Origin of the sequence: Oceanirhabdus sp. W0125-5 (assembly GCF_027938815.1) — a bacterium.
Taxonomy (GTDB): Bacteria; Bacillota; Clostridia; order Clostridiales; family Clostridiaceae; genus Oceanirhabdus.
On sequence record NZ_CP115913.1, the window covers coordinates 2,013,743 to 2,035,621 of the forward strand.

Consider the following 21,879-nt stretch of genomic DNA (forward strand, 5'->3'; position numbering starts at 1 on the left):
GTTTAGTATGGATATTATGATGTATTTTCATGATGGAAGTCATAATAGAGGATGTGAGGCAATAGTACGTTCTTCAACAAATATAATTAAAGAAAATATTGATGGAGCTAAAGTATACTTAGTATCTGGACAACCTGATACGGACAAAATAATCACGAAACTAGATGGGATATATAATGGAGCTAATTGTGATATAAAAAAATATTCATATGACTGGTTAGTATCAGCAGTTAAAGTAAAGTTTTTTAATGATGAATCTTATGCATTAGGTAGAATTCATAAGAATGTAATAAACCACTTAAAAGAAGCAGATGTTTGCTTATCTATAGGTGGAGATAATTATTGTTATGGAGAACAACCAGGTTGGTATGAAGTTAATAATAGAATAAAAGCCCAAGGAAAAAAGTTAGTTTTATGGGGATGTTCAATAGGTGAAGATGATATGTCAGAAAGAAAGCTTGAAGACTTAAAATTATTTGATTTAATTTTAGCTCGTGAAACTATTACATATAATACATTAAAAAATAAAGGACTTACTAATGTGAGATTATGTGCTGATTCTGCTTTTGTGTTAGAGAAACAAGAACTGCAATTACCAGATGGATGGCAAGAAGGAAATACAATAGGTCTTAATTTTAGTCCCCTCGTATTGAAGAGAAATGAGGAATCAGAAGGGGCAGTACGAGAACTTATAAAACATATTTTAAATACGACAAATATGACTATAGCACTTACTCCACATGTTATGAATGAAGGAAATAATGATTATGAGCTACTTTATAAATACTATAAAGAGTTTAAGGATTCAGGAAGAGTAATAATACTGTCTGATAAATTAAACGCTATGGAATATAAAGGATATATAGCTAGAATGAGATTTTTTATAGGAGCAAGGACTCATGCTACTATTGCTGCTTATTCAAGCTGTGTTCCAACTATGGTATTAGGTTATAGTGTAAAGTCTAAAGGTATTGCTAAAGATTTATTTGGTGAAGAAAAATTAGTCTTAGATATAACGGAAATATCAGACAGTAATAAGTTAAAAACTAAGTTTGATGAATTAATAAATGAAGAAGTGGAATTAAAAGAAATACTTCAAAAATCAATACCTGAAATAAAAGAGATGTCTTATAAAGCAGTTGAATATTTAAGTAAGTCAGTTAATAAATAGGATGTGATTAATTATGAAGAAGAATTTATTATTTGTTATACCAAGCTTATGTGCAGGTGGAGCAGAAAAGAGTTTAGTAAACTTATTAAATCAAGTGGATTATAATTTATATAATGTAGATCTTTTCTTTTTAAAACATGATGGAATTTTTGTGGAATTTATACCTGAACACGTACAAGTTTTATCTCTACCAGAATCATATAAATTATTTGCGTTACCTCTAAATAAATCTATTATGAAGTTTTTATTAAAAGGCAATATTTCGCTAGCGTATAATAGACTGATGTTTGCTCTAAAAAATAGAAATAAAAAAAATATATCTTTAAGAGAACAATATAACTGGAAACATTTAAAAAAATCTTTGGAAGAAATTAATAAGACATACGATGCAGCCATAGGATTTTTAGAAAAAACATCTGTTTACTTTTGTGTAGATAAAGTAAATGCAACTAAAAAAATAGGATGGATTCACATAGATTATGATAAATTAGGCATGAATCCAGATTTTGATATTAAGTACTTTAAAAAATTGAATAATATAGTTACGGTATCTGAAGAATGTGCAAATATTCTTAAAGAAAAGTTTCCAAGCGAAAAAGAAAAGATTGATGTTGTATATAATATTGTATCACCTACTATGATAAATATAATGGCTAGTCAAGATAATAGAGATGTATATAACAAGGGAAAAGATGAGATTGTTATAATTTCAGTTGGAAGATTACATTATCAAAAAGGTTTTGAAATGGCAATAGAGGCATGTAAAATTTTAAAAGAAAGAGGAAATAAAATAAAATGGAATATTATAGGTGAGGGAGAAGAACGAGAAAAATTAACTAATTTAATTAAGGTTAATAAATTAGAAGATAATTTCAAATTACTTGGTTTGAAAGCGAATCCTTATCCGTTTATAAAACAAGCTGATATATATGCTCAAACATCTAAATTTGAAGGTAAATCTATAGCTCTAGATGAGGCAAAGATTCTAAAAAAGCCTATAGTTGTTACTAATTATAGTACTGCAAAAGACCAAATAAATGATGATGTCGATGGAATAATTGTAGATATGCAACCAGATGCTATTGCAGATGGAATTGAAAAGCTAATAAAAGATATAAGTTTAAGAAATAAATTAACAAATAATTTAGCACAATTAAAATTAGGTACAGAAGAAGAAATAAATAAGCTTTATAAACTTTTTCAGTAGGTGAATATTATGAAAAAAAATATACTGTTTGTAATAAATAAATTAAGCTGTGGTGGAGCTGAAAAATCATTAATTTCATTATTGCAAACTATCGATTATTCTAAGTATAACGTAGATTTATTTCTATTTAAACATGAAGGAGTATTCTTGAATAGAATTCCTAAAGAAGTTAAATTGATAAAAGAACCAACTGACTATAAGTATTTTGATATGTCAATCAAAAAAGCTATAATAGATTGTTTAAAAAAAGGTAGGATTAATTTGGTTTTATCAAGAATATTTGCAGGATATATATTTAAAAGTGAACCAAATCCAGCTAAAGCTGAACAACGAGCATGGAAACATATATCAAAATCACTACAAAACATAAATAAGCATTATGATACAGCAATAGGATATTTGGAAAAAAATCCAATTTACTTCTCTGTAGATAAGGTTAAAGCTGCTAAGAAAATTGGATTTATACATAGTGACTATGACAATTTAGGAATGGATTCTAAGATTGATAAAAAGTACTTCGATAAATTAGATAATATTATAACCGTATCTCAAGAATGTGCTAATGTTTTAAAAAAAAGATTTTCCATGTATACCCATAAAATAAATGTTATGTATAACATTGTATCTCCAAATGTGATAAATCAAATGTCCTTTGAAGAGAGTAATATTAAATACGATGGAATTAAGATAGTTTCTGTGGGAAGGTTGAGTTATGAAAAGGGATTTGATATGTCTATAGAGGCATGTAAGAAATTAGTTGAAAGTGGATATAAAATAAAGTGGTATTTAATTGGAGATGGAGAGGATAGAGATAAGTTAAAAAATTTAATAAAAGAAAGTAACCTCAAAGAAAGGATTTTACTCATGGGAATTAAGGAAAATCCTTATCCATATATAAGAGAAGCTGATATATATGTACAACCATCTAGATTTGAAGGAAAGTCAATAGCTATTGATGAAGCTAAAATACTTCATAAGCCTATAGTAGTAACAAATTTCAGAACAGCTAAGGATCAAATTATAAATGGACAAAATGGGTTAATTGTTGATATGAATTCTAAATCAATAGCAGAAGGTATTAAAAAGTTGATTGATAATAATGAACTAATAAATAAATTTAAAGATAATTTATCAAAAGAAAAGTTAGGAACTGAGTCAGAAATAGAAAAATTATATAAACTAATTGGTTAAGAGCAAGGGGGAAATATATGGGGGGTCAAGTAATAAGCTTGGTGATTTTTTCACTTATAGTAGTAATAATTCTTATAGATATAGTTCCAATATGCAAAGACTGGATATTGAGAATACACATAGGTAGATATAAAGACAAAAATGAGTGGAATAAATCAATAACTACAATAGGAGTTAAGTGGTTAAATAATACTCCTAAGGTTAAATTAACGGATAATACTAGATTAGTCGTATTAGACATGTTAAGAGGAAATTATACTAGAAGTGCTATACAGCATTGGCAAGAGGCATCATTAGTTTTGGGTATATCAGAATACTTAAAATACAATGAAGATAAAGATATGAAAAATCAAATTATAAAATTCTTAAATTCGAAATTTGATGAGTATGGTCAATGGAAGGATAAACCCCAATATATTGATGGAGCTATGCTAGCTTATGCTGTTATGAAATTAGAGTTTTTAGAGATAGATAAATATAAAAAAGCTTTAGATTATATTTGGGAAATAATTAAAAAACATATAGGTGAAGATGATACAGTACAATATAGAAATCACATGAAAAGTTACAGATATGTTGATACTATAGGATTTATTTGTCCTTTTTTAGTTCTTTATGGAACTAAATATAATAAAGATGAATGTCTAGAATTAGCAGTAAAACAAATAGAGGAATATGAGAAACATGGATTCTTAGATAGACATCATATACCATGTCATGCCTATAAGTTAGAAGATAAAATACCCTTAGGAGTATACGGTTGGGGAAGAGGTATAGGATGGTTTGCCATTGGGATTATAGATGGATGGAATGAATTAACAGTAAATCATAAATATAAACAAATTTTTGAGAAAAGTGTAACAAAATTTGCTGATGCAGTGATTAGTTTTCAACAAGATAATGGGAGTTGGAACTGGACTGTTACTAGAAGTGAATGTAGAGCGGATTCTTCAACTACAGCTATTTTAGGGTGGTTTATGCTAAATGCATCAAAAATTGAAAGTATATCAAAAAAAAGTTTAGTTAGTGCTGACAAAGCAATGAAGTATTTAATGAGGGTAACACGAAAAAATGGTGCTGTTGATTTTTCACAGGGCGATACAAAAGATATTGGTGTATACTCTAGTTTATTTAACATACTACCATTTACTCAGGGTTTTTGTATTAGATGTATAAATCTATTTGAAAATTATAAGGAAGTGTAAACTAAAATGATAAAAATAATTAGCTATATTAAAGCTAGACTAAGAAAGTTTATTTTAGAAGAAAAATGGTTAGATGATTATATAAATATGGGTATGAAAGTTGGTAGTAATTGCTCTATTCACCCAGGAGTAATATTTGACTATTCCCATTGTTGGATGATTAATATAGGCAATAATGTAACTATAGCACCACAAGCATATCTATTAGCCCATGATGCTAGCACCAAAAAGTTAATTAACTATACAAAGATAGGAAGTATTACAATAGAAGATAACGTGTTTATTGGGGCAAGGGCTTTGATTATGCCAGGAGTTACTATAGGAGAAAACTCCATAGTAGCAGCAGGAGCGATTGTTACAAAAAATGTACCACCCAACACTGTGGCAGCAGGCATACCAGCAAAAGTTGTTTCTACAATAGAGGAGTATGTAGAAAAGAATAAAAAATTATTAGAAAATTGTGACATATATGATAATAACCACACCATACGAGGAAATATATCAATTGAAAATAAGAAGAAAATGTATGAAAAACTTATAAGCCAGGTAGGATTTATTCAATAAGAATATATGTGTAACTTTATATTAAATTTCATTAAGAGATTTTTATACATGTCTTAAAAAGGAGATAAAATGAGAGTAAAAAATTCATTAATTAATATAACAGCAGGGATAGTAAACCAAATTATTATAACACTATTAAGTTTTATATCAAGATCTGTGTTTATTAGTAGTTTAGGTATTGCGTATTTAGGGGTAAATGGTTTATTTACTAATATATTAGCTATGTTAGCTTTGGCAGAGTCGGGAATAGGCTCAAGTATTATATATAGTCTCTATAAGCCTGTAGCAGAAAAAAATGAGGAAAAAATTAATGTTCTTATAAAGTTATATAAAAATGCGTATAGAATAATTAGTTTAATTATATTATTTTTTGGATTAGCTATAATTCCATTTCTTAAATATTTTATTAAAGACTCAAATGTTGAAAATATTAATTTGATTTTTATTTTATTTTTAATTAATACAATATCACCGTATTTTTTTTCACATAAAATTTCTTTTTTGAATGTTTGCCAAAAAAATTATATTGTCACTGCTGTGTATTCAGTAACATCAATTATTACTACATGTTTAAAGATTGGAATATTATATTTTACTAAAAATTATATTTTATATTTAATAATTGAAGTTTGTATCAATATAATAACAGGAATTAGCTTATCAAAAATTATTAATAAGTTATACCCATTCTTAAAAAATAAAGTATCAAGTAAGTTAGATAGTGAAACTAAAAGAAATATAATTAAAAATGTTAAAGCTATAGTAGTACATAATATAGGAGGATATTTTGTTTTTGGAACCGACAATATAATAATATCTTCTTTCGTAGGTATTACTGCAGTTGGATTATATTCAAATTATAATATGTTAATTAATATTTGTAGGACTTTTATAAATCAAGTACCTAATAATATTTATCACAGTATAGGGAATTTAGTAGCTAAAGAAAGTAAGGATAAAGTTTATAATATATTTAAAACAGTTATGTTTATGAATTTTTGGCTATATTCGCTCTTTGGAATATTTTTATATAACATTATTGATCCTCTAATTACCTTGTGGTTAGGTTCTGATTTTATAATGAGTAAAAGCGTATTAATTATATTATTACTTATATTTTATGAAAGAGGTATGAGAAATTCAATTTCTATGGTTAAAACTACTGCAGGTATCTTCTATGAAGATAGATATGCTTCTTTAGTTAGAGCAGTTATTAATCTTAGTATATCTATTACATTGGTTCAATTTTTAGGAATTACAGGTGTTTTCATTGGTACATTAATTAGTGCAATAGCAGTTCCATTTTGGATTACACCACTGCTGGTATATAAAAAAATATTTAAAAAATCTGTAGTTAATTATTTTATTAAATATGGTTATTATGCAATTGTAACAATAAGTACATGTTTCATTACAAGTATTTTATGTTCTTTTATTTCAGTTAATGGATTTTTAAAATTAATAATGATAGGTTTTACATCATTATTAACTCCAAATATTATTTTCATATTAATTTTTCATAAAACAGATGAGTTTGAATATTTAATGGGAATTGCTCAAAATATAATATTAAAAAGATTTAATCTTGGAAAACGGCTTAATAATATTAAAAGCTATATTACAACAAAAAATTTAAAATAATTATCAAAACATCAGAGGTGAGAATATAATAAATTGAAGAAAATAATTTTAATATTAATTTTAGTAATATTTTATGGAGGAATAATCTTGAAAATTTCTGATATTATTGATAATTTTAATATAATAAATAATGCAAAGGTAGCAATTGCACCAGATGGTTTAATAATCTATTTTCCAGAATCTGAATATATAGTGGAACTCGATAAATTTGGAATTAAAAATGATGGAACTGCTCCTGTTGAAACATCAAAAGGAATAAATGAAGCGCTGCAATATGCTAAGAATAAAGGATATGAAAAAATAATATTTCCTATGGGTAACTATCTGATTAGTGAATTAGATCCAATAGTTATTGACTTAAAGAATGTAATTATAGATTTAAATGGATCTACCTTTCAAATTAATACAAATGGGTTAGAAAAGTACTCAATAATTGAAATCAAAGATGGAGCTGAAAATATTCGATTAACAAATGGTGTCATAAGAGGGGATAAAGATACTCATGATTATGAAACAATAAAAACACCTCATGAGTGGGGGCATGGACTTGTTTTTAAAGGAGGCATAAATCTTGAAGTTGATAATATTTCAATAACCAATGTTACTGGATATGGCGTATATACTGAAAGTGGTGTTGGTGCGAATTTATATCACTGGTTATATACTAAGGATATAGTTTCAGGAGCAATATCAGATGATGGTAAAATGATTGAAAATAATGAAAGTTGCAGAACTAAAGAAGCGTACGATATAAGTATGTGTGGCAATCAATTTGAATTAGGATACACCTTAGGGTATCAAGGATATCCATATTTAAAGAATAAAGAATATACTTCCTATTTTTATGATGAAACTATGAATTTTATACAAAAAAAAGAATGTCTCCAATTCAGGAAAGTGGATATCCCTCAAGGGGCTAAATATGTTCATTGTGTATACCCACAAGCTAATATTGTAAGTACCCTTGGATATTATGCATTTGTCACAAATCTTAAACCACCTGTAAATGTGAATTTCCATGATTGTTTAATAAAAGAGAATAGAAGCTTAGGTTTAGGATTTTGTGGAGGACAACATTGGACTATAGAAAATAATATATTTGAAGGTAATGGAGGTAATGCTCCTAGTTATGCAGTGGATTTTGAAGATGGTTGGGAGTTAATGCAAGATGTAATCTTTAAAAACAATAAATTCGTAGACAATAATAACGATTTAGTAGTTTGTGCTGGTGATAATTTGATTTTTGAGGCAAATGAATTTACTAAAGTAGTATATATTTGGCCTAGAACCACAAATTATCATTTTAAAGGTAATAAATTTAATGGAAGTAGTATCACCTATCAATTAGCAGATAATGACTGTAAAATCAATAGTAATCACTATAACAATGGGACAGTGAGGTATAATTTAACATCTCCGAAGTTGCTAGATTATACTGCATTTAATGAAACTATCATTGATTCTTCAGTAACTGGTACTGAAGGATTAAGATTAAAAGAGTGTACTATAAATGTAGAAAATATTAAGCCTTTTATCAAGAAAATTATTTTTGAAAATAGCACCATTCAAGTAAAAGAAGCAGAGGCTAGTAACCTGAAATTTGTTGGTTGCAAGATAAGTGGGGAAAAGTGGAATTTGCAAAACAATCATTATTTCGAATCTTGTGAATTAAATCAATTAATTTTTAACACTTATATTAATACAGATATAATAAATTTTAATAATTGTAATTTTATAAGTAGTAAAATTTTATTTAATACTTGGGGTTCAGAAGCAGAAGTAATTTTAGAAAACTGTGAAGTATTGACAGAGTTAGATATTTCATTAATCTCATTATCAGCAGGTAAAACAAAATTGTTAAGATTATTTAACAATAAAATAAATAATAAATCAAATAAACCTATCATAGATATTTATGATACAACTTATTCCATACCAAATGGAAATATAGTGTTAGAAAACAATGAGTTAATTCAAGATAAATATCCTTATATATTGGATGGAAGAGATATTAATCAAGGTATAATTAATTTTACAGATAAAGATAATACCATATCTGGTCCTCAGATGTTAAACCCTAAATATATTAATAATCAATACTTTATAATTAATTAGTTGAATTTTAAAAAATATATAATGATATCAACAAAAAATTAAATTTATTATAGTCAATAGCTAATAAAGATGCTTAGCGTTTGTCTAAGTATCTTTATTAGTAAATTTATATTACTGGTAAATATTTACATAAAAGTTTAGATGTGGTATAATTATTCGAGTGAGGAGGGGCACCATGAATAAGAATCAGAAAGCTCTAATTGATATATTGAATAAATCAATTAGGCAGGAAAAGATTTCATTAATTCATAAAAATCTAGATTGGGAATATATTTTAAATGAGTCCAAAGAACATAAAATTACTGGATTGACATATATTGGGTTAAATAAGAAATATATAAATGAAGTTATGAGTGAAAAAATTTTAAAATTATGGAAAAGAGAAATATTAAACGAATCATTGTATCAAATGAATCATATAAATAATGTATTAGAAATTCTTGAGATTTTTTATGAAAATCAGATACCAGTAATTGTATTAAAAGGGCTTGTGTTACGGTATTATTATCCCAATCCATATTTAAGAACTATGAGTGATGCAGATATTCTTGTTCATGAGAATAATTTAAAAAAGTGTTCAGAACTAATGGAATCTATAGGGTATAAAATAATAGAAGAGAGTGAATCACATGGCGCGCATATTGTTTTTAGGAAGCCTGGAAAATTAAATGTTGAAATTCATTGGACAATTGTAAATGATGATTTTTTTAAGGGAAGTAAGGCTTTCGAGAAACATATATGGGATAATGCTATTAAAGTAGAATTAGAAGGGGTTAAATGTTTAGCATTATCATTAGAAGATCTAATCACTCATTTATTTATACACATGGCAACTCACATAGTTAGCAGTGGTTTTGGAATAAGGCAATTATTAGACTTAGTAATTTTGATAGAGAAAGAGGCAAAAAATATTAATTGGCATAAAGTAATAATTAATATAAGTGAATGTGGAATACTAAAATTTTCAATAGTAATATTAAATATTTGCAATAGTTTATTTAACATTGATATTCCAACAGAAGTAAAAGAACTTGATAATGTAGGTGAAAAATATAATGGCTTTGTAATTGAGGATATTTTAGAAAGTGGAGTTCATGGAAGAAAAAATAGAAGTATGATATTTGCTAGAGAGTTTACATTTGATAAAAAAGAAGGAGCTTCACTGAGTACGATAGATATTCTGAAAAAAATGATACTATTAATTTTCCCAGAAGTAGACAGTATGGACTCTAAATATGAATATGCAAAAAAAATTAGATTATTAACTCCAATTGCATGGGTTCATCATTTGATATCGGGGATTTTTCATAAAGAATATAGTTTAAAAAACAAAATAAATATGCTTATGTTCACGGTATGTAAATCAAAAAAAAGAAATAAATTAATTAGAGAGTTAGAGCTATAGTAAAAAAAGTACTCAACTATTATGGAAAAATATTTAATTAAAGATATTGAGAAAGGAAGAGAATTGATGAATATTATAAGTAAAATTAGTACTAAAAAAAACAATGAGAAATTAACAGAAAATTCAACAGTATTAAGAAATCAGATTATTGATGATGTTGACTTGGACGGGGAAAAAGTAATGATGAATTTGGATAAAGGACAATATTTTATGATGAATGATGTAGGGAGTATAATTTGGGATATGATAGAATCTCCAATAAAAATTGAACAAATAGTTGATAAGATAATAGAGGAATTTGAAGTAGAAAGAATCATATGTGAAAAAGAAGTAATAAACTTTTTAAACTCTCTAAGAGATGAAGAGTTAGTTAATATTGTTTAAATGTTTAGATAGTGCACTAAGAGTGTACAAGTTTTAACAGGTATTATTATAATCAAAATTTAATAGGATAATAATAATTTTTTATTATTTATTATAAATTTTAAATAAGGAAGTGATTATATGGGAAAATCAGAATGGAGTACACCAAGTATAGCTAAACTTTCATTAAGTGAAACAAAAAATAATAATTTAGCTGCATGTGGAACTCCACCAGACGATATTAATGTTACTAGAACATGTATCGCACCTGGCGAACGTTGCATTTATAGGTCGAATAAAGAACCGGGTGCAGGTGGTTTTTGTATGCATGATACTCGTCATCCAGAATCATAAGAAAAACATAATTGTTTGATTTAAAGAATGTATAATTCAATTGAAAAAGTGGTTTAAAAAATAAACCACTTTTTTAATAGGTTTATCTTCAAAGCAAGATTAAATTTGTGAAAAATAAAGGTAGAATAATTATATTCCTATAAAATTTGAAAAGTTTAAAGGTAAAGCAAGTTATATAGGTAATAAATTTAATAGTACATATTGTAATTGAAAGCTTTTTAATACTTATTAAAAAAATTAATGGAGGCAAAAATGTGCGATAAAAATATTTATAAATATTATTATAGTGTATATGGATTACATATAAAATCAAATATAGAGATTAATGAATTTTTAGAGTATAAAAAAGAAAAAGAAGAAAATGATCAGATAACTATTGATTACGGTATAATGGATTGTGATATAAAGAAAATGTTACAGCAAAAAAAGAAGAGTTACATAACTAAAAATAGAATATGGTTTCATATACCTAAAGTTGCTTCATATTTAATTGAAAATGGTAACAGAGTAATTATAGAACCTTGTGAAAATCATGATAAAAAACTTCTAAGGGTTTATATTTTAGGTAGTGTGATGGGGTTTTTAATGCTTCAAAGAAATAAACTTGCAATCCATGGAGGGGCTATTTTAATAAATAATAATGGAGTTATAATATCCGGAGAAAGAGGGGCAGGAAAATCAACGTTGGTTACGCATTTGGTAAAAAAAGGCTATAAATTCATCTCAGATGATGTTGCAGCAATTACAGTTAAGGAAGATATATTAATAGATCCTGGTTTTCCTTTTCATAAATTATGTGCAGATATGGTAGAAAACATGAATTATGACAAGGATAAATGTGAGTTAATTGCTATTGAAGATATAGTAAAGTATATAGTTCCCGATTTAAAATCTTTTATGTGTAAGCCTACTCCAGTTCGAGTCTTTTGTGAGTTAACTGAATCAGATGTGGAAGAAGTGAGTATTGAGAAAATAAAAGGGAATGAAAAATTACTATTGATTATGAAGCATATATATAGAGGTGAATTTTTATGTTACCTTGGTGGTATAAGTAAAGAGCATTTTAAACAGTGTCTAGAGGTTGCAAAAAAAATAGAGGTTTATAAAATTACTAGACCGAGAAATAAATACACTGTTCAAGAACAAGTTTCTTTAGTAGAGAAGCTTTTTGATAGAAAAGTATCTTAAGATATTATAAGCAAAGTTAGTTTAATTTACAAAGAGTACTATTTTGAAGCTAATAAGTGTATTAATAATAAATATAAAGAATGTTGAATGAGGTTTATATATGCAGAAATTATTAATATTAGTTAGAAAACTTAAAACATTTTTAACAATAGATAGGAGATATAAGATAAGTTTTGTAAAAGCCTATATATATACTGGAATTGTTAGATTCTTGATTCTTTTTATACCATTTAAAAAGTTAAGCAGAATTATTGGTAAAAGCAAAGAAGAATCTCCTATGAAAGTAAATGATGAAGCATATAGAATTGCAAAGGAAGTGCGGTGGGTTGTTACTAAGGCTGCTATGCATACACCGTGGGAGAGTAAATGCCTTGTTCAGTCCATAACTGCACAAAAGATGATGAAGGAAAAGGGAATCTCTACTACCCTTTATTTAGGGGTTAAGAAAAACAGTAAAGGTGACATGACTGCACATTCATGGATTAGATGTGGAGAGTACTATATTACTGGAGGTAGTAATGAGGAAGGTTATGGAGTTGTTGCTAAATTTTCTAATTAGTATTAATTTAAAGTTTTTAAATGACACTCACGCATAAAATTAAGGAGTTATGGATTATTCCATAGCTCCTTTTTTAATATTAGTTTATTGCGCTTTCTAAGGTTGCTAAGTTATCAATTTCCTTTAATGAACCAGCTTCAAGTTTAAAAATCCGATCGCATATATATAGAGCAGAAGGTCTATGAGTTATAATAATACAGGTCGGTTTATACTCTAAACTCTTAACAGATTCAAGTATTTTAACTTCAGTTTCAGAATCTAAAGATGAGGTAGCTTCATCAAGAATTAGTATAGGTCTTTTTCTAAGAAAAGCTCTAGCTAGAGATATTCTTTGAGCTTGACCTTCTGAAATTCCAATGCCCTTTTCACCAATTATTGTTTTAAATCCATTTTCAAAATTACTTATAAAATCAAATGCACAAGCAAGTTTAGAAGCGGATATTAGCTCGTCTAATGTAGCATTATTTTTTCCAATCCTTAAATTATCTTCGATTGTACCAGAAAATAGGGTGTTACCCTGAGGGACATAAGAAATTAATTCTCTATGTTTGCTACTTAAAATCTCTGAAGAATTATTTATTGAATTTAGATTGTTCGTTTTAAGTATATTATTGCGTAAGAGAATTTCGCCATCATCACAATAAATCAATGAAAGAAGTAGTCTTATTAAGGTGGTTTTTCCTTCGCCAGATGGACCTATAAAAGCAATAGTTTCTCCATGATTGATTTTCAAGTTAATATTTTTTAAAACAGGGTTATCTTCTTTATACTTGAAGGAAACATTTTTAAACTCAATTGTAGGATTAGATATAGAAGAGGATAATGCTTTAGGATTAATAGTTTCTAGAGGCATCGCTTCTATTTCCATAAGCCTTTCAGTAGCTGCTATTGCACCAATTAATGAAGGAAATGTATGAGCAAGTAATGAAAATGGACCTTCAATATTGCCATAAAGTTGAAGCATGGCAGTAAATGTACCATAAGTACCTATTCCTCTAGATATATTTAATGCACCCCAACAGAAAATAGAGAAATAAGCTAGGTAGGAGCAAATATTCATTGTGATGCCAGAAGTGACACTTAATTTAGTGTTTTGCATAGCTAACTTATATTTGTTATTTTGTATTTTTTTTAGTTTTGTCATATTTATTTTTTCCATACAGAAGGCTTTTACAATCATTATATTCATAATAGATTCTTGAATAAAAGTACGGTATTTAATGTCTTCTTCTTGAGCTGACTTATATAGTACCTTTAATTTTTTTGCGAATAATCTACTTATTATCAATAATAGTGGTCCTATAAGCACAGCGACTATAGCTATTTGAGGTGCTAAATAAAATAAGGTAGAGAATGATGCTACTAAGGATACTATTAATGAAATTAATCTAGGAATAGTATTAAGTAGCGTAGAATTTATTGTTCCTGTATCAGCGGTTATTCTTGTTACTAAACCAACACTGTGAAAACTGCTCAGTGCCATCCATTTACTATATAAGGTATGGTAATAAATCTTGCTTTGCATATCATGTGTTAGCTTTTTAGAAGCATGGGTACTTATAAATGAAGTGATGGGAGATATTAACATCCTTCCAAACATTATGGTAGCCATAACAATCAGCCATTTTATTACTTGTTGAGTTTGACCAGATGTAGCAGAATCAATTAATGATTTAGAAACTAAGGCATTATAAACTCCGACTAATGAAAAAATAGAGTTTAAAACAATGTTAAAGATTATGAAAGGTAATATTGGTTTAGCATAAGACAGAATCCATTTTATTTTTAGCCATAGTTCCTTCGAAGGCTTAAGTTTCTTTAAGTTCTCCATATAGTTCCTCCCTAACGAAATGCTCAATACTAAATTTAAATGATAATACATTAATATTGTATAAAAATACATTAACATAAATTTGCAAAATTTACAATAATATATAAAATGTAATTGGTGAATTGAAAATAAGGGGTTGATGAGAAGTTATTACTTAATATGGTTGAATTTCAATTATTTATAACATATTTCTTAATATTTATAATATAATTATTGTATGGATAAGAATTAGAAATTTTATGAAAGGTAGTGTCAAAAGTATATGAAAATTGATAAGGAATATAAGGATTTAAAGACAAGAAGATTAATTTAGTTGAGAATGGAAAATTGAAAATGGAAAACGAAGGATATTTCTCTCCGAGAAATTGAAAAGATTAATATTTTTTATCCCGAAAGGGATGTGTGATTCTAAAAAAGGGTATGGCAAATAAACCTATGATATAGGTCGATTTTAAAATAATGCGATATTAAGATTGGCAGTATGACTCAGCTAATTTCATTAATTTGCACCAACGTGCAGGCATGGTTTCCAACTCTTCAAGTTCTGGAATTATTACAGGAACTTTTTGTTCTAAGCTTGCATGAGGTTTCAAGAAATTGAAGTATGTACAAAAAAGAATTATATGAGTTATAGAGCCGTTTGAGCTATTGTAGCCATTAGTAGTCTTATAACTTCTCTTAAAGGTTCTGTTTAATCGTTCAATAATCTGTTTTAAAGGACGATATTCAGCTGAAACTTCATCATCATTGGTAAGTCCAATTACTTGCATGACATCAAAATTAATATCGTGATTAGCGAAGAAAACTTCTGCTAACAGATATATTGGATTACCATCAACTACTAGTTTAAGGCTTTCAGGAAGTTTTTCGTACTTAGTGATAACATCGTAGATGGCTCTACAAGCTAAGAAAGTATCGCGATTAGGCGAAACTCTATACGAGAGAATTATCTTTTTAACAGCATCAAAGAAGAAACATATATAGTTCCATTTACCATTGACTTTGATGTATGTTTCATCGCCGCATATAGATTCTGTTGGATTATAGGGATAGTTGTCCACCATTGGTTTTAGTAGAACAGAAGCAGCTGCAGCGTAGTTTAGCACAGTTTGATGTGATATTTTAACACAATGAACTTCTCTCATGATAGCTGCTGTTTTTCTTGAAGATAATCCGTAATTTACGTAGTAAGTCATTATTAAGCCAAATACGTGGGATGATGAATACATCTTGGATAAGGATATATTACTTTGCACAGGACTATCGCCCTTTAGAGATGCAAAATCGAAATCAAATTCTCTAAATATATATCTAACTTTAGTGTCATAGGGTTTTTCTTTGGTAATAGACTTTAAGTTGTTTTTATAAAAAGAACAGTTGTTGTTTCGGCATTTGTAAATGGTAAAATTACTACGATTTTTAATTCGTTCTAAAAATTTATTGCAATGAGGACACTTAAATCTTACCTGCTTATCATAAAGGTTTTTAGTGTTAAAGTTAGTGGAACAGACTTTGCATTTATATTGACCACGCCCTCCATTGTTATCGTATAGATAAATATTTGGAGCATTGCATTTAGGACAACTGATTTTAGAACTCACGTGAGAACGTCCTTTTTGAGTTCTAACAGGAGCTAACTCTTTACCTTTGAGTTTATAATGCTCCGATAGGAGTTCTCTGTAATCTAACCTTTCAGGTTTCACAATTATTGGTTTATCATCCACTTGTATTTTCCTGTAAGGTTTATCTAAAGTATCAGAATTGGGGATCTTATTGAGTCCTTTTCCAGTCAATAAAATAATGAGTAGATTTATAACTTGCTTAAGAAAAACAATATACAAAACTAAATAATAATTAATCATGTTAAAAACTTGCCTCCTTATCTTTGGTTATATATTTTTTTTCGCAAACTAAAATTAACACCTTTAGAGGGAGGGGGCAAGTCTAATATAGATAAAGTATTGAAAATCAAGGGGTTACGTCGAAAGTACCATTAAAACTTTTGACAATACCTTATGAAATCAAGGAGTATGAATATGAAAAAAAAAGTATGGAAAAAACCACAAATATGGAGTTTAGGGATAGAGAAAACACAGGTGCTCTTTCATGGTAATGGTCATGGTAAAGATAAGGGGGAAGGACATGGATATGATGATGGTCCGGGCATGGGACCAGGTAAGGGTAATGGTTATGGTCATCGTAAGGATAAAGATAAAGATACAGATTTTTTATCATAATATTATGTGGAAAAGCTGGTGTAAAGTTTGCTATACCAGCTTCAATACTTATTAATTATATATATTTAACTATATTTCTGAAGTTTGAGAATGAAGAGTATTTGGATAGACTCTAGTCACTATTAAAATGTTATTCTATGGTAATGTTTGTAAAAAATCTAATAAGAGAATTAAATAACAATTTTTGTTATGAAATTATTATGAATGGATATATTTAAAGATAAAAGAAATTATAATTACGTTAAAAAGAAGTTTATTAGAAGAGGTTTAGAATTATGAATATAGATATTACTTTAGTTATTAGAAAAACAGGACATTTTTTTGTATTTTTTATGTTAGCGTATTTCCTATATACGATAATTAAAAATATATTAAATAAAAAATCCTCAATTTATGTTTGGGTTTTATTTTTATGTCTTTTAATTGGAGTTTTGGATGAGTTTTATCAGAGTTTTATTAAAGGAAGAACATCTAGTGTAAGAGATGTTGTAATAGATTTTGCTGGAGTTATATTCTTTTTTATACTTAAAGAAGTAGTAAACATATTTGAGAAAGTTGTTAAACATATCATAGAGATAATTTTTAAAAGGAAGAATATAAATGATAAACAAATTTAAAAAAATTCATCTTTTCTGATGATTTTTTTTATTTTATAGATTTTAAACAAGAATAAAGTGATTATTTGCAAAATGGTAATTATTTACAAAAATTGAAATCAAAGAGTATAATTAATTTAGGAGAAGAAAGTGAGGGATGTTTATGAATGAAGAGATGGGATTAAATCTGAAGGAGTTTCTACAAATAATTTATAGAAGAAAAATATTGGTAATTTTAATTACAATTTTTTGTGTTACGTTGGGAGGAACATTAACATTAGTCTCAAGAAAGTATAATAAAATGCCTGTTACATACCAAGCATTTGTTTATGTAATAATGGGTAATACGAAAGAGATGAATGGAGATTTTGAATTGTTTCAACGCAGGGCTTCAACTTATGAAATGATCGCTAATTCAAGCAAAGTAATTGAAAAGGTGAATCAGGAATTTAAGGATTACAGTTATTGGGGATTGAAAGGAAAGGCTGAGAAGGGAACGCAAAGGTTCATAATTAGCGTTCAAGCATTATCTCATGCAGATGCATTAAAAATTGCGGAAAGGTATACAGAAATATTCATTGAAGAGTGTATGAATATGCTTCCAATCAGTGAACTTAACATATTTGATCAAGAACAAAAAGCACATTATCCATTTGTACCTAGTCTTAAGAAAAATTTAGTTATAGCTTTCCTAGTTGGAATAGTATTAGCAATAGGTTTATGTCTTTTAATTGAAATATTAGATACAAAGTTAAAGGATGAAGAAGATCTAAAGGAATTAATAGATATACCAGTACTTGCTAGTATACCATATGATAAAAGACTAGTTGTAAAATAGTTAGTATTTTGAATTAATAGAACGCTAAGAGAATAAATTTTAATATTTGTATACAAGAAGGAGTAATCACGTTTCCAAATAAGGAAACGTGATTTTTTATGTTTAATAATTATATCTTTAGGAAACAAATGATATAATAAACAGGAGAAATAATTATTATTTTAAACAAATGAGGAACCTCACATGCTAACCATATTAATACTAGCAGGAGGCAAAGGGAAAAGATTAGATGAAAAGTTTTTACCTGATACATATATCGCTCTCAAGGATATTAATAAATATAATAATGATGAGAGTATACGGAAAGTAATTATATTTGGGATATACTTAGATGTAGTTATTATAATAATATCAATCATCTATATGATATCTATAAATATAGTAATGGTAGGTAGTATAAAATTCATGTCTTACCTTTCATTTATTTGTATTTATCTTGTAGTTGATTTGACTGTGATTGAGAAATTAACTAAAAGTGGATATTAAAAAAACCTCAAAAAGAGAGGTTTTATTCTTCAATACTATCAGGATCTGTATATTTTTCCTCAAAAGTAGTACTTAAAGTCATTTTTTTTACTACTTTTGAATCGGTTTCAGCTAATGCGACAGTTGAACATGCTATGTTTCCAAGTAAAGCTACTGATAATATAAAACTAAGTATTTTTTTCATTATAAATTGACCTCCCAAAAACAAGAATTTATTTACTTTTATAATAACATATGGTAACATGAAAGTAAATATTTACTTATTATTTATATGGTTAATTGGAAATGGAGGGGAGAAAAGAATGGATTTTACAATTATTACACAAGGAGAAAGAGTTAGAGATATACGAAAGAGGTTGAAACTTAAACAGGAGGATTTAAGTGGAGATATAATAACTAGAAATCTAATAAGTATGATTGAAACGGACAAAGCTTCATTAACACCTAAGGCTGCTGAGGTTATACATGATAACTTAAAAAGTTATATAAAGGAAAGAAATATTACTGCAAATATAAATATCGATGAGATATTTATAACAGAAGAAGATCAAGCAAAACAAATATATGAAAATTTCTTAAAATATATTGAAGAAGTTGGAGTGGAGGCAGAATCATTACTTAGTGAAATGATATCAATAATTAATAAATATGAGCTTAATTATATGAAGGTATATATTTATGGAAATTTAGCTAGAGCATTTAGAGTAATAAGAGATATAAATACAGCATGTAGTTATTATCAAATGGCTATCGAATTTGTTAAAATGAGTAGTATTAATTGTGATTACTATGGTAAGTTAATGACAGGGCTGACACATTGCCAAAATAGATTAGGAAAATTTGAAGATGGTATAAGAGTTTGTGATAATATTGTTATTGCAATAGATAAAGATTATTTGAAGAAGATTAAATACAATAAAATTCTTATGTTAAAAAGAAGTGAGAAATACAGTGAATGTTTAAGTGAGATTCAAAAATTTGAGAATGATTTTCAACTTGGCATAGACGATGTGGGATTAAACATTAATATTAAAACAATTAAAGCCAACTGTTATAGAGCACAGGGCTATTTCAATAAAGCTCTAAAGATATACAAAGAAACTCTTGAAGATATTAAAGAATGTGAAGAATATTTAAGTAATAAAATACTTATTATGAGTAATATAATGGAGGTAACTACATTACTGGAAGATGACTATGATGAATATCTAAAGCAGTTAGTTATTGAGATTGAAAATAATAGAGTTAAATTTGAAGAGAATTATTTTGCTGCAGAGATATATAAGTGGATCGCGCATTCATTTGAAAATAAGAAAGATGAAGATAGTATGAAACAAGCATATGAATACACTTTAAAATCTCTCGATCTTGCAGTTAAATTTAAAAATATGGATATTATCGATTATGATCTTAATAAGCTTATTGAGTATATCACACAGGTTGAAGAATGTACCATAGAAGTGGTACAGAAGCATATATTATCATTATTACAAGCTAAGATGATAAAATCAGACTCTAAAGTTGTAATGAAGTTAATAAACTTTCATATGTTAAATGATAATAAAGAGGAAGCAAAGAAGGTAGTTGATTTTTGTAAAGATGAAGTAAGCTAGTGAAGAGTATAATAAGAAAAATCTTAAAATTTTCTTATTATACTCTTAATTTTATTTCAAATTAATGAATTGTATTTATAAATAATTTATAGTTAATGTAAGACAGAAATATACAATTTTTTTGATATTAATTTGTTAGAATAGTAAAGAGTTTAAAATAGAGAGAAGGAGTGGCGTTTATGCAAATATTAGTAACTGGTGGTGCTGGATACATAGGAAGTCATACTTGTGTTGAACTTCTTGAAGCTGGTTATGATGTTATAGTAGTAGATAACTTTTCAAATAGTAAACCTGAATCATTAAAAAGAGTGCAAGCTATAACTGGTAAGGAATTAAAATTCTATGAAGTAGATATTAGAGATAAAGAAGGAATGACTGAGATATTCAAGGAAAATAATATTGATGCTGTAATTCATTTTGCGGGATTAAAGGCTGTTGGTGAATCAGTTGAGATACCTATAAAATATTATCAGAATAATGTAGCTGGAACTTTGGTTCTTTGTGAAGTTATGAATGAGTTTAATGTTAAGAAGTTGGTGTTTAGTTCATCTGCTACTGTATATGGGTTACCTGAGAGTATGCCTATAAAAGAAACATTCCCTCTTGGGGCAACAAATCCTTATGGAAGAAGCAAGTTGATGATAGAGGAAATCTTAAGAGATTTGTACGTATCAGATAATTCATGGAGCATAATTCTTTTAAGATATTTTAATCCAATTGGTGCTCATGAAAGTGGTACTATTGGGGAGGATCCAAATGGAATTCCAAACAATCTAATGCCATTTATATCTCAGGTTGCAGTTGGAAAGAGAGAAGTGTTAAGTGTATTTGGGGATGATTATGATACTTCTGATGGAACTGGTGTTAGGGATTACATCCATGTTGTGGATCTTGCGCTTGGACATCTTAAGGCAATTGAAAAAACTGAACATATGACTGGAGCTGAAGCTTATAATCTAGGAACTGGAAAGGGTGTAAGTGTTTTAGAGATGGTAAAAGCTTTTGAAGAAGCTTCAGGTAAGAAGGTAAATTACAAGATTGCACCTAGAAGAGCTGGAGATATAGCTATGAGCTATGCTGATGCTACAAAGGCTAAGGAAGAGTTAGGTTGGGAAGCAAAGAAAAATCTTAGTGATATGTGTAGGGATACTTGGAGATGGCAAGAGAATAATAAAAATGGATATGAGTAAGATAGTGAACTGATACATTTTATTAATAAATAGACACTAGGTGAAGAATGGATATAACTATTCTTTACCTAGTGTCTATTTTGAATTGTTGGTATAATTTACCTGTAACCAAATAGTAATTATCC

21 protein-coding genes are annotated in these 21,879 nt (G+C 27.7%); 18 read left to right on the forward strand and 3 right to left on the reverse strand.

The window, feature by feature from the left end; translation table 11 throughout:
* The first annotated feature begins 7 nt into the window (after positions 1-7).
* The 12 genes from OW730_RS09475 to OW730_RS09530 all read left to right on the forward strand — a co-directional run bounded on the left by OW730_RS09475 (position 8) and on the right by OW730_RS09530 (position 12,963).
* The gene (locus OW730_RS09475; protein WP_271228783.1) at positions 8-1,171 is read left to right on the forward strand and encodes a polysaccharide pyruvyl transferase family protein; all 1,164 of its coding nucleotides are present in this window, start codon (positions 8-10) and stop codon (positions 1,169-1,171) included.
* 13 nt (positions 1,172-1,184) lie between these two features.
* A complete protein-coding gene (locus tag OW730_RS09480) occupies positions 1,185-2,378 on the forward strand; it encodes a glycosyltransferase (RefSeq protein WP_271228784.1) in 1,194 nt (397 codons plus the stop codon).
* A 9-nt stretch (positions 2,379-2,387) separates the two neighbouring features.
* Positions 2,388-3,569, forward strand: coding sequence for a glycosyltransferase (locus OW730_RS09485; protein WP_271228785.1), 1,182 nt, complete (start codon positions 2,388-2,390; stop codon positions 3,567-3,569).
* 17 nt (positions 3,570-3,586) lie between these two features.
* A complete protein-coding gene (locus OW730_RS09490) occupies positions 3,587-4,774 on the forward strand; it encodes a glycoside hydrolase family 88 protein (RefSeq protein ID WP_271228786.1) in 1,188 nt (395 codons plus the stop codon).
* A 6-nt stretch (positions 4,775-4,780) separates the two neighbouring features.
* Entirely contained in the window at positions 4,781-5,338 is a 558-nt protein-coding gene (locus OW730_RS09495; protein WP_271228787.1) for an acyltransferase, read from the forward strand.
* 69 nt (positions 5,339-5,407) lie between these two features.
* Positions 5,408-6,979, forward strand: coding sequence for a lipopolysaccharide biosynthesis protein (locus tag OW730_RS09500; protein ID WP_271228788.1), 1,572 nt, complete (start codon positions 5,408-5,410; stop codon positions 6,977-6,979).
* Positions 6,980-7,066: 87 nt separating this feature from the next.
* Entirely contained in the window at positions 7,067-9,094 is a 2,028-nt protein-coding gene (locus OW730_RS09505; RefSeq protein ID WP_271228789.1) for a hypothetical protein, read from the forward strand.
* A gap of 175 nt (positions 9,095-9,269) precedes the next feature.
* The gene (locus OW730_RS09510) at positions 9,270-10,499 is read left to right on the forward strand and encodes a nucleotidyltransferase domain-containing protein (RefSeq protein WP_271228790.1); all 1,230 of its coding nucleotides are present in this window, start codon (positions 9,270-9,272) and stop codon (positions 10,497-10,499) included.
* A 21-nt stretch (positions 10,500-10,520) separates the two neighbouring features.
* Positions 10,521-10,883: a lasso peptide biosynthesis PqqD family chaperone gene (locus OW730_RS09515; RefSeq protein ID WP_271228791.1), complete on the forward strand. Its 363-nt coding sequence runs from the start codon at positions 10,521-10,523 to the stop codon at positions 10,881-10,883.
* 120 nt (positions 10,884-11,003) lie between these two features.
* Complete coding sequence (locus tag OW730_RS09520; RefSeq protein ID WP_271228792.1) at positions 11,004-11,216, forward strand: hypothetical protein; 213 nt, start codon at positions 11,004-11,006, stop codon at positions 11,214-11,216.
* A 252-nt stretch (positions 11,217-11,468) separates the two neighbouring features.
* Positions 11,469-12,404 carry a hypothetical protein gene (locus tag OW730_RS09525; protein WP_271228793.1) on the forward strand — a complete coding sequence of 312 codons (936 nt, stop codon included), beginning with the start codon at positions 11,469-11,471 and terminating at the stop codon, positions 12,402-12,404.
* A 100-nt stretch (positions 12,405-12,504) separates the two neighbouring features.
* Positions 12,505-12,963, forward strand: coding sequence for a lasso peptide biosynthesis B2 protein (locus OW730_RS09530; RefSeq protein WP_271228794.1), 459 nt, complete (start codon positions 12,505-12,507; stop codon positions 12,961-12,963).
* A 79-nt stretch (positions 12,964-13,042) separates the two neighbouring features.
* Here OW730_RS09530 and OW730_RS09535 read toward each other — a convergent pair whose 3' ends face one another.
* On the reverse strand, positions 13,043-14,794 hold the full coding sequence (locus OW730_RS09535; protein ID WP_271228795.1) for an ABC transporter ATP-binding protein: 1,752 nt from the start codon (positions 14,792-14,794) through the stop codon (positions 13,043-13,045).
* 467 nt (positions 14,795-15,261) lie between these two features.
* Positions 15,262-16,656, reverse strand: a complete 1,395-nt coding sequence (locus tag OW730_RS09540) for a DDE-type integrase/transposase/recombinase (protein ID WP_271224722.1) — start codon at positions 16,654-16,656, stop codon at positions 15,262-15,264.
* Between the two features lie 174 nt (positions 16,657-16,830).
* On the opposite strand from OW730_RS09540, the gene OW730_RS09545 reads away from it, so the two are divergent.
* From OW730_RS09545 to OW730_RS09560, 4 genes are all read left to right on the forward strand, one after another.
* The gene (locus tag OW730_RS09545) at positions 16,831-17,031 is read left to right on the forward strand and encodes a hypothetical protein (protein ID WP_271228796.1); all 201 of its coding nucleotides are present in this window, start codon (positions 16,831-16,833) and stop codon (positions 17,029-17,031) included.
* A gap of 275 nt (positions 17,032-17,306) precedes the next feature.
* A complete protein-coding gene (locus OW730_RS09550) occupies positions 17,307-17,648 on the forward strand; it encodes a VanZ family protein (RefSeq protein WP_271228797.1) in 342 nt (113 codons plus the stop codon).
* 142 nt (positions 17,649-17,790) lie between these two features.
* On the forward strand, positions 17,791-18,465 hold the full coding sequence (locus OW730_RS09555) for a YveK family protein (RefSeq protein WP_271228798.1): 675 nt from the start codon (positions 17,791-17,793) through the stop codon (positions 18,463-18,465).
* Between the two features lie 183 nt (positions 18,466-18,648).
* A complete protein-coding gene (locus tag OW730_RS09560) occupies positions 18,649-18,951 on the forward strand; it encodes a hypothetical protein (RefSeq protein ID WP_271228799.1) in 303 nt (100 codons plus the stop codon).
* Positions 18,952-18,973: 22 nt separating this feature from the next.
* Here OW730_RS09560 and OW730_RS09565 read toward each other — a convergent pair whose 3' ends face one another.
* The gene (locus OW730_RS09565; protein WP_271228800.1) at positions 18,974-19,135 is read right to left on the reverse strand and encodes a hypothetical protein; all 162 of its coding nucleotides are present in this window, start codon (positions 19,133-19,135) and stop codon (positions 18,974-18,976) included.
* A gap of 118 nt (positions 19,136-19,253) precedes the next feature.
* Between OW730_RS09565 and OW730_RS09570 the strand changes: the two genes are divergently transcribed.
* The gene (locus OW730_RS09570) at positions 19,254-20,564 is read left to right on the forward strand and encodes a helix-turn-helix domain-containing protein (protein WP_271228801.1); all 1,311 of its coding nucleotides are present in this window, start codon (positions 19,254-19,256) and stop codon (positions 20,562-20,564) included.
* Between the two features lie 179 nt (positions 20,565-20,743).
* A complete protein-coding gene (gene galE, locus OW730_RS09575) occupies positions 20,744-21,754 on the forward strand; it encodes a UDP-glucose 4-epimerase GalE (RefSeq protein ID WP_271228802.1) in 1,011 nt (336 codons plus the stop codon).
* The last annotated feature ends 125 nt before the right edge of the window (positions 21,755-21,879 follow it).

Coding starts and splice junctions, on each gene's coding strand:
- OW730_RS09475 (WP_271228783.1), top strand. CDS start 8: ATGGATATTATGATGTATTTTCATGATGGAAGTCATAATAGAGGATGT.
- OW730_RS09480 (WP_271228784.1), top strand. CDS start 1,185: ATGAAGAAGAATTTATTATTTGTTATACCAAGCTTATGTGCAGGTGGA.
- OW730_RS09485 (WP_271228785.1), top strand. CDS start 2,388: ATGAAAAAAAATATACTGTTTGTAATAAATAAATTAAGCTGTGGTGGA.
- OW730_RS09490 (WP_271228786.1), top strand. CDS start 3,587: ATGGGGGGTCAAGTAATAAGCTTGGTGATTTTTTCACTTATAGTAGTA.
- OW730_RS09495 (WP_271228787.1), top strand. CDS start 4,781: ATGATAAAAATAATTAGCTATATTAAAGCTAGACTAAGAAAGTTTATT.
- OW730_RS09500 (WP_271228788.1), top strand. CDS start 5,408: ATGAGAGTAAAAAATTCATTAATTAATATAACAGCAGGGATAGTAAAC.
- OW730_RS09510 (WP_271228790.1), top strand. CDS start 9,270: ATGAATAAGAATCAGAAAGCTCTAATTGATATATTGAATAAATCAATT.
- OW730_RS09515 (WP_271228791.1), top strand. CDS start 10,521: ATGGAAAAATATTTAATTAAAGATATTGAGAAAGGAAGAGAATTGATG.
- OW730_RS09520 (WP_271228792.1), top strand. CDS start 11,004: ATGGGAAAATCAGAATGGAGTACACCAAGTATAGCTAAACTTTCATTA.
- OW730_RS09525 (WP_271228793.1), top strand. CDS start 11,469: ATGTGCGATAAAAATATTTATAAATATTATTATAGTGTATATGGATTA.
- OW730_RS09530 (WP_271228794.1), top strand. CDS start 12,505: ATGCAGAAATTATTAATATTAGTTAGAAAACTTAAAACATTTTTAACA.
- OW730_RS09535 (WP_271228795.1), bottom strand. CDS start 14,794: ATGGAGAACTTAAAGAAACTTAAGCCTTCGAAGGAACTATGGCTAAAA.
- OW730_RS09540 (WP_271224722.1), bottom strand. CDS start 16,656: ATGATTAATTATTATTTAGTTTTGTATATTGTTTTTCTTAAGCAAGTT.
- OW730_RS09545 (WP_271228796.1), top strand. CDS start 16,831: ATGAAAAAAAAAGTATGGAAAAAACCACAAATATGGAGTTTAGGGATA.
- OW730_RS09550 (WP_271228797.1), top strand. CDS start 17,307: ATGAATATAGATATTACTTTAGTTATTAGAAAAACAGGACATTTTTTT.
- OW730_RS09555 (WP_271228798.1), top strand. CDS start 17,791: ATGAATGAAGAGATGGGATTAAATCTGAAGGAGTTTCTACAAATAATT.
- OW730_RS09560 (WP_271228799.1), top strand. CDS start 18,649: ATGCTAACCATATTAATACTAGCAGGAGGCAAAGGGAAAAGATTAGAT.
- OW730_RS09565 (WP_271228800.1), bottom strand. CDS start 19,135: ATGAAAAAAATACTTAGTTTTATATTATCAGTAGCTTTACTTGGAAAC.
- OW730_RS09570 (WP_271228801.1), top strand. CDS start 19,254: ATGGATTTTACAATTATTACACAAGGAGAAAGAGTTAGAGATATACGA.
- galE (WP_271228802.1), top strand. CDS start 20,744: ATGCAAATATTAGTAACTGGTGGTGCTGGATACATAGGAAGTCATACT.